This is a genomic window from Rhodococcus sp. 3258, from assembly GCF_031456475.1.
In the GTDB taxonomy this organism is placed as follows: domain Bacteria; phylum Actinomycetota; class Actinomycetes; order Mycobacteriales; family Mycobacteriaceae; genus Rhodococcoides; species Rhodococcoides fascians.
This window is the reverse complement of record NZ_JAVDUT010000001.1, coordinates 1,352,389-1,364,943: the sequence shown is the minus strand read 5'-3', so window position 1 is coordinate 1,364,943 and position 12,555 is coordinate 1,352,389. Positions and strand designations below refer to the sequence as shown.

The 12,555-nt window shown below is 63.0% G+C and carries 14 protein-coding genes; 6 read left to right on the top strand and 8 right to left on the bottom strand.

The genetic code is table 11. The features are described 5' to 3' along the window. Nucleotides 1–102: 102 nt before the first annotated feature. Nucleotides 103–1,386: an MFS transporter gene (locus tag J2X62_RS06290; protein WP_310178725.1), complete on the top strand. Its 1,284-nt coding sequence runs from the start codon at nucleotides 103–105 to the stop codon at nucleotides 1,384–1,386. Here J2X62_RS06290 and J2X62_RS06285 read toward each other — a convergent pair. Further along, nucleotides 1,361–2,383: an ABC transporter substrate-binding protein gene (locus J2X62_RS06285; RefSeq protein WP_310178723.1), complete on the bottom strand. Its 1,023-nt coding sequence runs from the start codon at nucleotides 2,381–2,383 to the stop codon at nucleotides 1,361–1,363. The genes J2X62_RS06290 and J2X62_RS06285 overlap by 26 nt on opposite strands. 370 nt (nucleotides 2,384–2,753) lie before the next feature. On the opposite strand from J2X62_RS06285, the gene J2X62_RS06280 reads away from it, so the two are divergent. Next, nucleotides 2,754–3,368: a TetR/AcrR family transcriptional regulator gene (locus J2X62_RS06280; RefSeq protein ID WP_306902025.1), complete on the top strand. Its 615-nt coding sequence runs from the start codon at nucleotides 2,754–2,756 to the stop codon at nucleotides 3,366–3,368. A 19-nt stretch (nucleotides 3,369–3,387) separates the two neighbouring features. On the opposite strand, the gene J2X62_RS06275 is transcribed toward J2X62_RS06280, so the two are convergent. From J2X62_RS06275 to J2X62_RS06260, 4 genes are read right to left on the bottom strand one after another with little or no spacing between them, the layout of a single operon-like run. Then, nucleotides 3,388–3,843 (bottom strand): MaoC family dehydratase, encoded by a 456-nt coding sequence (locus J2X62_RS06275; protein ID WP_310178719.1) that lies wholly within the window; start codon nucleotides 3,841–3,843, stop codon nucleotides 3,388–3,390. Further along, nucleotides 3,843–4,670: an SDR family oxidoreductase gene (locus tag J2X62_RS06270; protein WP_310178716.1), complete on the bottom strand. Its 828-nt coding sequence runs from the start codon at nucleotides 4,668–4,670 to the stop codon at nucleotides 3,843–3,845. Before J2X62_RS06270 ends, J2X62_RS06275 begins: the two co-directional genes overlap by 1 nt. Next, a complete protein-coding gene (locus J2X62_RS06265) occupies nucleotides 4,667–5,467 on the bottom strand; it encodes a crotonase/enoyl-CoA hydratase family protein (protein ID WP_306902028.1) in 801 nt (266 codons plus the stop codon). Before J2X62_RS06265 ends, J2X62_RS06270 begins: the two co-directional genes overlap by 4 nt. Nucleotides 5,468–5,484: 17 nt before the next feature. Then, nucleotides 5,485–6,642 carry an acyl-CoA dehydrogenase family protein gene (locus J2X62_RS06260; RefSeq protein WP_310178710.1) on the bottom strand — a complete coding sequence of 386 codons (1,158 nt, stop codon included), beginning with the start codon at nucleotides 6,640–6,642 and terminating at the stop codon, nucleotides 5,485–5,487. Between the two features lie 160 nt (nucleotides 6,643–6,802). Here J2X62_RS06260 and J2X62_RS06255 point away from each other — a divergent pair, with 160 nt between their 5' ends. Further along, a complete protein-coding gene (locus J2X62_RS06255) occupies nucleotides 6,803–7,006 on the top strand; it encodes a CGNR zinc finger domain-containing protein (RefSeq protein ID WP_310178708.1) in 204 nt (67 codons plus the stop codon). Here J2X62_RS06255 and J2X62_RS06250 read toward each other — a convergent pair whose 3' ends face one another. Continuing rightward, nucleotides 7,007–7,786: an NAD(P)H-dependent oxidoreductase gene (locus J2X62_RS06250; protein WP_310178705.1), complete on the bottom strand. Its 780-nt coding sequence runs from the start codon at nucleotides 7,784–7,786 to the stop codon at nucleotides 7,007–7,009. Between the two features lie 150 nt (nucleotides 7,787–7,936). Between J2X62_RS06250 and J2X62_RS06245 the strand changes: the two genes are divergently transcribed. Continuing rightward, entirely contained in the window at nucleotides 7,937–8,800 is an 864-nt protein-coding gene (locus tag J2X62_RS06245; RefSeq protein WP_094621395.1) for a helix-turn-helix transcriptional regulator, read from the top strand. Here J2X62_RS06245 and J2X62_RS06240 read toward each other — a convergent pair. Then, entirely contained in the window at nucleotides 8,763–9,917 is a 1,155-nt protein-coding gene (locus tag J2X62_RS06240) for an NAD(P)/FAD-dependent oxidoreductase (protein WP_204847382.1), read from the bottom strand. The two genes, J2X62_RS06245 and J2X62_RS06240, sit on opposite strands and share 38 nt — an antisense overlap. A 136-nt stretch (nucleotides 9,918–10,053) precedes the next feature. On the opposite strand from J2X62_RS06240, the gene J2X62_RS06235 reads away from it, so the two are divergent. Both J2X62_RS06235 and J2X62_RS06230 read left to right on the top strand, forming a co-directional pair. Then, the gene (locus J2X62_RS06235; RefSeq protein WP_200937346.1) at nucleotides 10,054–11,067 is read left to right on the top strand and encodes a redoxin family protein; all 1,014 of its coding nucleotides are present in this window, start codon (nucleotides 10,054–10,056) and stop codon (nucleotides 11,065–11,067) included. Continuing rightward, nucleotides 11,064–11,678 (top strand): LysE family translocator, encoded by a 615-nt coding sequence (locus J2X62_RS06230; protein WP_310178701.1) that lies wholly within the window; start codon nucleotides 11,064–11,066, stop codon nucleotides 11,676–11,678. Before J2X62_RS06235 ends, J2X62_RS06230 begins: the two co-directional genes overlap by 4 nt. Here the strand turns inward: J2X62_RS06230 and J2X62_RS06225 are convergent. Further along, nucleotides 11,662–12,336: a TetR/AcrR family transcriptional regulator gene (locus tag J2X62_RS06225; RefSeq protein ID WP_032392168.1), complete on the bottom strand. Its 675-nt coding sequence runs from the start codon at nucleotides 12,334–12,336 to the stop codon at nucleotides 11,662–11,664. The two genes, J2X62_RS06230 and J2X62_RS06225, sit on opposite strands and share 17 nt — an antisense overlap. Nucleotides 12,337–12,555 lie beyond the last annotated feature (219 nt).

Sequence of the window (12,555 nt, the reverse complement as noted above, 5' to 3'; positions counted from 1 at the left end):
GCGCCGCGTAACCACTTGGTTAACCTCGATTCGGCGGAGGATTCGGCCCGGTCCGAGACGGAGGAGACCGCACCGGCCCTCGCGCCAGTAGTGTCGACGTTCGTGACGATCAACCCTGGAGTCGGTGGTGCGTCGGCGCGAGGTCGGCTACGAGACCTTCCGTCGGTGGTCAAGCTCGTGCTGGCATCGATGGTGCTGTTCAATGTCGGCTTCTATCTGGTGGTTCCGTTTCTGGCGGTGCATCTGTCCGAAGAACTCGGATTCGCAAGTTGGATCGTCGGGCTCGTATTGGGTCTGCGCACGTTCAGTCAGCAGGGCATGTTCTTTCTCGGCGGCAGCATCGCCGATCGCTTCGGTCGTCGACCGGTCATTCTGTGGGGCATAGCAATACGCATCGTCGGGTTCGTTGTGCTGGCGCTTGCGAGCAGCCTCCCCGCTGTGATCGTCGGGATTCTGCTGATCGGTTTCGCCGCAGCATTGTTCGCGCCCGCGGTGGAATCGGCCAACGCCGATATCGGTCGACAGCTCGAAGACTCGGGCGTTATCAAGCGCACCGAACTGTTCGGTTATGAGCAGATGAGCAGTCGGCTCGGCACCGTGCTCGGGCCCGCGTTGGGGGCGGTGCTCCTGGTGTTCCCGTTCTCGGCGTCCGCCGCCGTGGCCGCAATCTTGTTCGCCGGCATGTGGTTCGGGTTCTACTTTCTGTTCCCCAAGACAATCGAAACCGGCAGTGTCGTCGGCACTTCCATCACCCGGGTCTGGCGTGTGGTGTTGGGCAATCGACGCTACGTCGTCCTGGCCACGCTGTGCAGCGCACAGTTCGTCGCACTCGCTCAGCTGTATCTGGTGCTGCCCGAGCAACTCTCACTACGCATCGGCTCGCAGGATCTGCTCGGCTGGTTCTACGTCGGGGCAGCGGTATTGGTGATCGTCGGGCAGCGGCCGATGGTGGCAGTCGCCGCACGGATGGGATCGCGGGCCGCAACAACCATCGGCTTGGCCGTCATGGCGGCGTCGTTCGTGATTCCGGCGGTAGGACCAGGCACCATCACCGACTCGGTGTGGCCGTACGTGCAGATTGCAGCGTGGATTGCGCTACTGCATCTGGGGCAGATGTTGATGGTGCCCTCGATGCGAGACACGCTCGCTCGAATTGCCGGAGAACGTTATCTGGGAGCACATTTTGGACTACTCAACACCATCGGTGGATGTCTGTCGTTGATCGGCACAATCGGCGTCGGGTATCTCTACGATCGACTCGACGACGGCAGCGTTGCAGCGGCGATCCCATGGTTGGTGGTCGCCGGCTGCATCGCTGCGCCTGCCGTCGTGCTCGGTGTGTGGTCCTCGATGTCCGACGCTATCTGGCCGCGTCGACAGCCTTGATGTCGTCGATGAACGCAGACAGCACGAACGGGATGGTCAGCGGATTCGGCATCGACACTGCGTCGGAGACAATCGGATCCAGCGCGATCAATCCACCGTTGCGCACGACGCCCAGGTTGGTGAACGTCTCCTGAGATTCCATGGACTCGCGGTGCAGTTCGTAGTTGTCGAAGAAGAGGTAGTCGCAGTCGAGCAAGCTGTAGCTTTCCGCCGATAGTTCGGTGTTCAGCTTGCCTTCGAATTGGGACGCCAATGCGGCGGGTGCCTTGAAGCCGAGTGTGGTCAACAGCTGGGCCCGCGCCGAGTCGGGACTGAACGCCCGTAGCTTGCCGTCACTCCACCTGATGACCAATGCAGCTGTCTTGCCGACGAACTGCGGATTGTCGGTTCGAGCCTGCGCCACAAGGGTTTCGACACGATCTACCTCGGCCTGAGCGGCACGCGGCAAACCTACGGAGCGTCCGATTCTGGTGGTCACCTCCTGCCAGGGAAGCACCCAATCGGTCTGACCCGCAGCGTGCAGCACCGTCGGCGCGATCGCACTGAGCTGCGCGTAGACGTCCTCGTCGATCGCGTTGTTGACGGCGATGATCAGATCGGGGGCAGCGGCCGCAATGGTCTCCACATCGAACTCGGTCGTCGCATTCGCCAGTGCGACCGGTTCGTCACCTTTGACTGTCGGTTCGGCCCAGATGCCGATGCCGTCGTCGGTCGAGCCCTTCCATACCGGCACCACCACAGGCGTCAAACCCAACGAGAGCAGCACGTCGGAGTCGCCGATGCCCACCGCGGCGATACGGGTGGGAGCGGAGTCGATGGTCGTCGAACCGAGCTTGTGCTCGATCGTCACAGGGAACGCGCCGCTCTCGACGTTCGCCGTCGAGCTCGAACCATCCGAACGTTCCGCCGAGCCGTTAGCGCAGCCGGCAACAACGAGACCGGCGACCGACACGAACGTCATCGATAACGCAGTCCGCCGATTCACCACGGGATTCATCGAGTCTCCTTCGAGCGTAGTTTGGATGCCCTAATCTAAACCACCTTCGCTCGATTGTGCTGTCCTACGTTCTGCGGTCGATACCTTCTCGAATGGCTACGGAACGTAGAACGTCGCGAAGTCTTGCCATGACAACCTCCACTGGTTTCGGAATCCGGCGATGGCCCCATCCTCTCTTCGATTCGAGGCGAGATGGTGGCAGACGAGCTATCGAGACGCCATCGACCCGGGGTGCGGGTGTCGGTTTCGAATGACGACTGCACGTGTTCAGAAGTGACGTGCATTTGTTTCTTGACTTGGCGAGTGAGGCTCATTGGGTTCCTGGTGAGACAATCGATGCTTGTTTGGCGTGAGAGTAGGAGCTGTTGCGATGTCGACGCGGAGGATAGATCCGGGGGCTGTGCGTCGGCGGGTGGTCGAAGCTACCGTCGAGTGCCTGGTCGAGCACGGGTATGCAGGGACGACGACGCAGCGGGTGCAGGTCGAGGCGGGGGTGTCTCGGGGGGCTCTGCTACATCATTTTCCGAGCAAACCTGCGATGTTTCTCGCCGCAGTACAGCATGTTGGGGAACAACAGGAATTGGCGATACGGGCGGCGGCAGAGCGCAGCATCAGCGGACCCGATCGACTGGACTTCGCGTTCGAGGTGTTGCACGAGGCGATGTCGGGGCCGTTGTATCTGGCCGGCTACGAACTGTGGATGGCGGCGCGAACGGACAGCGATCTACGTTCGGTTCTCACTCCTTACGAGCGGTCGGTCGGGCAGAACCTGCGCGAGCTGGGTGTGATGATCTTCGGGCCCGAGTTGTCTGCGCTGCCGGGGTTTCCGACGGCGTTCGAGTCGCTGGTTCAGATGTTCCGGGGCCTTGCACTGACCGGGGTTCTTCGTGAGAATCCCGGTCGGGACAAGGAGTTGATCTCCGCGTGGCGCTCGGTTTTCCCGGCGATGTGCGCCATGGCGCAGCCACAGCCCGCCGGCCGTTGATGGGATCGGTCGGGGTGCGTCATCGGTAGAGCTGGATGACGGCTTCGGCCACGCACGCAGGCTTGGCGGTCTCGGCGATCTCGATCGTCGCGGTCAAGGTGAGCTGCACGGCGTTGTTCGCCGCTGGTTCCACCGCCGCAACTGAGGCCGTGGCGCGTATTCGTGCTCCACTCGGAACCGGCGCGGGGAAGCGAACTTTGTTGAGCCCGTAGTTGACTGCCATCGAGATGCCGTGAACCTCGAATAGTTCCGGGAGCAGTCTGGCCAGGATCGACAGGGTGAGGTAACCGTGTGCGACGGTGGTGCCGAAGGGTCCGCTGCGTGCGCGTTCGGGGTCGGTGTGAATCCACTGATGGTCACCGGTGGCGTCCGCGAATTTGTCGATCGTCCTCTGATGCACCGTGATCCATCCCGTCGTGCCCAGGTCTTGTCCCACTGCGGCATCGAGGGAATCGACCGAATCGAAGGTGCGCATCAGCCGATCAGCCCTCCGCTGCATGCGAGGATCTCGCCGGTGACGTAGTCGGACTCGGGGAGACACAACAGGTAGACGGCACCGGCTGCCTCCTCCGGGGTGCCGAGACGGCCGAGCGGGGCGACGTGTTGCGCTGCTTGCAGGATCATCGGATTGACACCGACTTTGATCTCGCGGCCGTCGATGTCGACGGTGGCGTCACCATCGGCGCTGGCTTCGGTGAGTCTGGTCTTGATCAGGCCGAACGCCACTGCGTTGACGGTGACCCGATAGCGGCCCCATTCTTTGGCCATGGCCTTGGTCATTCCGAGAATGCCTGCTTTCGCCGAGGAGTAGTTGACCTGTCCGGCGTTTCCGTACAGCCCAGCGAGCGAGGAAATGTTGACAACTTTTCGGGTAATGCGTTGTCCTTCTGCACTTTCACGCTTTGCTGCGGCACTGATTATGGGTTGAGCGGCTCGCAGGATCCGGTACGGCGCTTTCAGGTGGACGTCGAGGATCGCATCCCACTGTTCGTCGCTGGTCTTCTGTATCACGCCGTCCCAGGTGTAACCGGCGTTGTTGACGATGATGTCCAGCCCGCCGAACGACGTGAGGGCCGTGTTGACGAATTGCTCGGCGAACCCGTCGTCGGTCACGCTGCCTGCACAGGCGATGGCGGTGCCGCCGGCGCTTTCGATGTCGGCGACCACGGCGTTTGCAGCTTTGGGGTCCAGGTCGTTGACGACCACGTTGGCTCCGTGCGCTGCCAGCTTGTGTGCGATGGCGGCCCCGATGCCGCGTCCGCTCCCGCTGACGAGTGCGGTCTTGCCGGTGAATGTGTTCATCGTGTCGTTGTCCTTGTCTTTGTCGTTGCGTCGAACGATCCATGGCGTCCGGCACCGTCGGCGAACCGGCTGGCACCTGCTATGGCGTCGCTGCCGATCGAGACGAGTCCGTGGTGGTATTCGTTTGCGGCAGCGTCTGTTTCGGACATACCGTCCTGTTCGAGCAGTGACATGCGGTCGTGTCGCATACACGTCTGGGGGAAAGCGCTCAGCTCGTGGGCGAGTACGAGCGCCGCTTCGACCGCCTCTCCGGTGGGCACTACTCGATTGACCAGCCCTATCAGCAAGGCCTCGTCGGCGTCGACGGGACGCCCCGTCAGGATGAGGTCCATCGCGCGACTGGTCCCGATCAGCCGTGGGAGACGGTAGGTGCCGCCGTCGATCAGGGGCACACCCCATCGGCGGCAGAAAACACCGAAGATCGCGTCCTGCCCGGCAATTCGCAGATCGGCCCAGGCCGCAACCTCCAGCCCGCCGGCGACGACGTGGCCTTCGATCGCGGCTATCACCGGTTTCGACAAGCGCATGCGGGTCATACCCATCGGGGCGTCACCATCGGGTGCGAACCGATTTCCTCCTCCGGATGCGACTGCTTTCAAATCGGCTCCTGCACAGAAGGTTCCATCTGATCCGTGTATCACTGCAACAGAGGCAGAGGAATCGGCATCGAATGCGCGGAATGCATCGGCCAAAGCTTCCGCAGTGGCTCGATCGACTGCGTTGCGGACATGCGGGCGGTCGATGCCGATGAGGGTGACGGGTCCGTCTCGCTCGATCAGCACTGTTTTTTCGGTCATGGTTTCACCTGTTCCGGTTACAGCGAGCGAGCGATGAGTTCTTTCATGATTTCGTTTGCCCCGCCGTAGATACGTTGGGCGCGTGCGTTGGCGTACATCTCGGCGATGGGATAGTCGCGCATGTATCCGTTACCTCCGAAAAGCTGGAGACAACGGTCGACGACCTGGCACTGGATGTCGGTTGTCCAGTACTTGGCCATCGATGCGGTCGCTACGTCGAGGCTGCCGTCGAGGTGTCTGGCGACGCAGTCGTCAACGAACACTTTGGCCACTCGGGCGAGTGTGGCGCATTCCGCGAGCTCGAACTTCACATGCTGCTTCGCGAACAGCGGCTTTCCGAAGGCGTTGCGGTTCTTGGTGTAGTCGACCGCGAGGTCGACCGCTCGCTGTGCACTCACCGCCGCGGCAACCGCGAGAAGCAATCGCTCCTGCGGCAGCTGAGTCATGAGCTGAACGAATCCCATTCCTTCGACGCCGCCGAGAAGACTGTCAACGGGTACTCGCGCGCCGTCGAAGAACAGTTCCGCAGTGTCTCCGCTGTGTTGGCCGAGCTTGTTCAGCACCCGGCCGCGCTGAAAGCCGGGACAGTCGTTCGCGTCGACCAAGAACAGAGACACTCCGTGCGCTCCGCCGGCAGGGTCCGTCTTGGCGGCGAGCAGGATCAGATCTGCAGAGCCGCCGTTGGTGATGAAGGTCTTCGCACCGTCGATCAGATAGCCATCGCCCTGCCGGATTGCCCGAGTCGACATACTCGCCAGGTCCGACCCTGCACCAGGCTCGGTCATGGCGATTGCGGCCACGACCTCCCCCGACGCCATGCGGGGAAGCCAGTGGTGGCGCTGCTCCTCGGTTCCGTAGGCGAGCAGATACGGTGCCACGATGCCGCTGTGGACGTGATTGCCGAAACCTGGCTCTTCGATACGACTCTGCTCCTCGAGCACCACCATGTCGTGCGCGAAGGAGCCCCCTCCTCCGCCGTACTCCTCGGGTACCGCCAGACACAGAAGGCCGAGCTTTCCCGCCTCTAGCCAGAACTGCCGATCGATGAACCGTTGCTCAGCCCAGCGCTTCTGGTTCGGAACGGCTACGGTCTCGAAGAACTTCCGGGCGGTCTCCCGCAATGCCAGTGCTTCGTCGTCCGATGCCCACGGGGGCGCGGTGGCTGCGATATCCATCTTTGAATGCTAACAGTCCGTCCAGACGGACTGTTGCGGCCTCGCGCACGAGCTGCTGTCGACGGTTCAGCATCACGTCGAACTCGTCGAGCTCGACGGCAACGTGTGGCGCTGGCAAGCAACGACCGAGAGCGTCGGCACACTTGCGGAGGAGTTGACCGTGTTCACGGGCTACGCCCTGCTGAGTGCTCTGCGAATTCTCGGGTTCGAGCGATTCCGTGCGTACGCGTCACCGACATGCAACGGCGTGTTCGTCGACGTCAGTCGCGGTGGTCGACGCCGCTATTGCATGCCCGATCTGTGCGGTAGCCGGATCAACGTGGCCAACCATCGGCAGCGCAGAAATGCGCGCGGCGGCAAGTGATCACGACCGCACGTGCAAGGCGAAGCTCGACTGCCCGTGTTCTTCGAGGCCCTCTCGGAGACGAAGGGACGGCATCTCGTAATCGCCGAAGTTCTGTTTTCTGAACGCAATTGGTTCGGTTGTCTCGAGTTCGAGTAGTCGCCGTTCCCAGTTCTTCGCTGCAACCGCGTACTCCTCGGCCGTCAATCGATCGGATCCGTGGACGACGAACGGAGGCAGAACGTCGACGCCCGGGTAGTAGAGGATGCCGTGGTGGATGGGGAACAACAGGTCGTCGATGGGGCCGTTGATGCCCCGATCGGAGTAGTGGGCTTCCGGGCCGCCCACGGTGACCGACAGCAGCGCTCTCTTGCCGGCGAGGGTTCCTTCGCCGTAGCGCTCGCCGTACTTGGTGTCGCTGTGTTCGCCGACGCCATAAGCGAAGTGGTAGGTGAACACTCGATCGACCCACCCCTTCAGGATCGCGGGCATCGAGTACCACCACAGCGGGAACTGGAAGATGATGGTGTCGGCCCACAACAGCTTTTCCTGCTCGGTGCGGACATCGGACGTGAGAGTGCCGGTGTCGAAAGCCCGTCCGGAATCTGCAGCCACCCGCAGTGGCGAGGACGCGGCAGGGCCGTAGTCCGAGGCGTCGAGTGCAGCTTTCCACTTCGATCCGTACAGATCGGTCACCTGCACTTCGTGGCCTGCGGCTTCCAACGTGGTGACGGCCAGATCTTTGAGGGAGTGGTTGAGCGACTGTGGTTCTGGGTGGGCATAGACGATGAGCGTCTTCACGGGTGCTCCCTGTTGTCGAGTTGTGTTCGAGTGACGCCTTCACCCTGTCTCGTTCTGCCCGTCTCGTTCAGGGGCGCGATGTCCTGTGGTCGGTGTTCCTGGTATCGGCGGTACCACTCTCGACCGACGAATCCGGGGGATACTTCAGGTGTGGACGATTTGGCGAACTTCTTGAGAATTCGGCGGTCCCGTGTCGATCCGGCGTCGGTCGGAATTCCCGTCGACCGGTATCGCCGCGTCGACGGGCTGCGGCGCGAGGAGGTCGCTCACCTGTCGGGTGTCAGCATCGATTACTACGTTCGTCTCGAACAGGGCCGTGCCACACAGCCGTCCGAGCAGATTCTCGATGCGCTGGCGCGGGTGTTCGCTCTTGACGACACCGAGCGGGCGCACCTGGATCGGCTTGCCCGTCGACGTCGTCGACCTGCGAAGACCCCGAAGGGGCGCGTGCGCCCCGAACTTCTACGCGTGCTCGATCTGGTCGAGGGAGCGCCTGCGTTCATCATGGATCACCGTATGAATGTGCTTGCGGGCAACCGACTTGCGCGGGTGCTGTACGGCCAGCCGATCCCGGGGTTGAACACTGCGCGCCACATCTTTCTCGAGGAAGCCGAGCGGGGGCTGTACGACGACTGGAACACCTGCACCATGGATGTGGTCGGACACCTTCGGCTCGCTGCGGGGCAGTACCCGGACGACGCGCAGTTGGCGTCACTGATCGGTGAATTGTCCATGAGGAGTGACCGATTCCGTCGACTGTGGGCCCGCGCTGATGTGTGCGCTCGAACCCACGGGCGCAAGGCCTACCGTCACCCGCTGGTGGGTTTGTTGGAGCTTCATCAGGAGAACTTCGCTCTGCCGGGTGAGCCGGGAATGGAGATGATCGTCCTGAGCGCCGCGGCCGGCAGTGCCAGCGAGGACGGCCTGCGGCTGCTTGCAGCCCTTGCGCTCGATACGGCGTCGGACAGTGAATCTGTTATTGCGAGAGACGATCACCCGAGCTCACAGGGGTGACGCCGGTGATCAGATCGATCATTCCGAACGGGGAGCGTTCCCCGAGGCAGAGGTCGAGCGTTTCGTGTGACTGGATGGCCACCGCTTCACTTCGGATGAACATGGCCTTCTCGTAGACGGACACGGCTGCATCGATGTTGCCGCGGTGATCGGCGATGGCGCGAGCGAGTTCTGCGCCGTCGAACATCGCCAGATTGGCGCCGTCTCCGGAGGGAGGCATCAGGTGCGCGGCATCGCCCACGAGGGTCACTCCCGGCGTGTGATCCCAGCGGTGGTCGTTGGGTAGCGTGAAGATCTTTCGGGGAACCAGCGCGGTCTCGCCGTCGGTGATCAACGCCGTCAATTCCGGTGCCCATCCATCGAATTCGGCTGCGACCGTCGCTTTGGCCGAGGCGGCGTCGGTGAAGTCGATCGCGTCGATCCAGTCGACGCTGCGATTGAGCTGAACGTACGTGTGCAGGATGTCGCCGGCCTCGCGGTGCACGGAGATTCCCTTACCCGGGGTGAGGGCGAACATCGCACCGCCGCCGACTGCGCGGGCGGTGGCGGGGTGACGTGCGTCGACATCGTGGAGATAGGTCTCGACGAAGACGGTGCCCACGTAGTCGGGTTGGGCAGCCGAGAGCAGGGATCGGACTCGTGACCACGCGCCGTCGGCACCGACGAGCAGATCGCTGACCGCGATGGTTCCGTTCGCGAACTCGAGTGCGTGTTGCCCATTGCCCAAGGGACGGACGGAGGTGAGCTTGTGCCCCCACTGAACGGTGTCGGCCGGCAGTGAGTCGAGCAGAATGCGTCGCAGGTCGCCGCGCAGCACTTCCGGTCGACCGCCGGTGCCGTCGTCGGCTTCGTCGAGCAGAGCCTCGCCGTTCGGACGCAGGACGCGAGTCGCTTCGCCTCCCTCGTGAATGATGGCGCGGAACTGTTCTGTGAGCCCGGCTGCGGCGAGGGCGACCTGCCCGTCCTCCTCGTGGATGTCGAGCTGCCCGCCTTGAGTGCGCACATCGGCCGTGGCGTCGGCCTCGTACACCGTGGCGGCGATTCCGTGAACGTGCAGTACTCGTGCCAGCACCAGGCCGCCGAGTCCTGCACCGATGATCGAGATGGATGTCTTCATGTATGTCTCCGCTCATTGTTGGAACGTTGTTCCAAGTAAGAATGGAACACTGTTCCAACGCTGTCAAGTAGGCGGACGCCCTCGGTCGCCTTTCGCGTTTGACCTGTCCCCTGGGGGCCGGGTTTACGGTACGGAGATGGACGACCTGCTGAGTGTTGGAGATGTGACCCGCGAGACCGGTGCCTCGTCGAAGGCGTTGCGTGGCTACGAGGCACTGAATCTCGTTGTCCCCGAACGGGCAACCAACGGCTACCGCATGTACGACCGCCACCAGATTCGAGTCGTCGCGCAGATCCACCGGCTGAATGCACTCGGAATTCCGCTCGCGGACATGCACCCGTTCGTCGACTGCCTGAACGCCGGAAGTCTGCACGCGGACACCTGCCCCGCCTCGCTGTCGGGGTATCGCCGGGCGATCCAGCGGGTCGAACAGGCCATCGACGACCTCGATCGCCAACGCGTCGCGCTGGTCGCCAACCTCGCCGAGGCAAGCGCACGGATGGCCGACGAGTGGGCCACCGCCGATGCGCACAATCCCAATCTCGCCCCGCTGCCGGCCGACCTCGACGTTCCACACGACGACGGAGCGACCGATCATCTGCGCGGGGTGGCAATGCCGACGACCCGGTTGCCGTCCACCGACGGTGGTCACGTCGACCTCGCCGCTCTCGGAACGGGCCGTGTCCTGGTCTATGTATTTCCGATGACCGGTGCACCAGGGCACGACATGCCCGACGGTTGGGACGCCATCCCCGGTGCCCGCGGATGCAGCCCGCACAACTGCGACATGCGTAATCACTATGCAGAGCTGGTGCAGGCCGGGATCAGCGCGGTCTATGGACTGTCGAGTCAACCCGTCGAATATCAATCGGAACTGGTTGGGGCACTGCGACTTCCCTATCCGCTGCTCACCGACAGCGAACTGATTCTGCACGACGTGATCGGACTACCGACGTTCAGCGCAGACGATCTCACGGTCTACCGACGACTTGCTCTCGTCATCACCGGGGGAAGCATCGAGCACGTGTTCTACCCTGTGTTCCCACCGGACCGCCACGCGCAGACCGTCCTCGACTGGCTCGATCAACACCCCCGGCAGACGGCACCGACGCGGATCGCATCGCGCACTGTCGACGGCGGCGGGCAGTGATCGGCATCGCCGATCTCGCGCTGTTCGCCGGAGTGTTCGCGGCATCGGCTGCCACCCCCGGCCCCGAAGTTGTTGCGGTGATGGCTCGATCCCTCGACTCCGGGTTCCGGGGCGTTCCTGGACTGGCGGCCGGCATCGTCGTCGGAAAGTTGACTCTCCTCGGCATGGCCATGGCAGGACTCGCCGCGGCGACGGCGGCCTACGAGCCGATCCTTCGCGTCCTCACCTGGGCCGGCGCTGGGTATCTCTGTTACCTCGCCGCGAAGAAGTGGAGGACAGCCGGAGCGCCGGCGCTATCAGTGCCCGCACTCGACACGCCCCGCCGAGCTCACAGTGTCGGCCTCGGAATAGTGCTCACCATGTCCAATCCCGTGGCCATCGGCTTCTACGTTGCGCTACTTCCCAGCGTCATCGACCTCACACAAGTGCACCTCGACGACTATCTGTTGCTCGGACTCACCCTCACCACGGTCATGGCGGTGATCATCGGGCTCTACGGTCTCGCTGGATTGCGCCTTCGGCGCTTCTTCGACCGCGGCGGTCAACGCATAGTGGACCGAACCACCGCCGGAGTATTTCTCCTGTGCGCTGTCTTCATCGTCTTGCGCTAGTTCGGTCGATGCCGGCCAGGATGATGTCGACACCGGCCTGAAACTGTTCTCTATCATCATGTTCGGCGAATTGTGACGCGATTCGGGTCAGGAACGGATAGTCGCCGGTATCCGTCACCGCCGAGCGTGTGGAGTCGAGAAATGTCGCGCGGTCCGTCACCGTGGCGGCTAGTTGCCTCCCGGCATTGCGCTGGCTCGCAGCCCCGAGAGCGTGGTACATGAGCACGGACGCGGCGTCGAACTGCTCATTCTCCGGAATTCCGCGGACGTCCAGTTCGGTTCCGATGCGGTCGAACAGATGCATGACGGCCGGCTGCCACGGTGCGCCGGCGAGTTGCGTCGCCACCCATGGCCGCGTGGTGATCATGTCGAACACCCTCATCATCACGCCGCGAACGCCCTGCTCTGTCGACTCGATCTCGGGCGAGGATTCCAACACTGACGCCATGACGGCTTTGGCCGCTGCCGCGAGCAGATCTTCCCTGTTCCCGACGTGGTGATAGAGCGCTCCGGCGCCCGTGGACAGGTGTGCGGCGAGAGTGCGGAACGTCAAAGCATCGGTGCCACCCTCGTCGAGCATCTCGATCGCTGCCTGCACGATGCGCCCTTTGGACAGGGCGTCGGAACGTCGCGCGGGTGTCGGCTTCTTCTCTGGCATGGGCCGATCCTGTCACAACTGGAACGTCGTTCCATGCCTGAATGCGGGCTATCGTCAGCATTTCTATGCTGTTCGGCATGGCTATCGATTTCCGAGTCCGCTTCGACGTGGATGATGTCCAGCTATCGCAGCTCCATCACGATGCGTTCGGGGGGAACTACGAGTTGGTGCCGTGGGGATCTCGGTTGCAGCGCCACAGCAAATCGTGGGTTGGTGCCT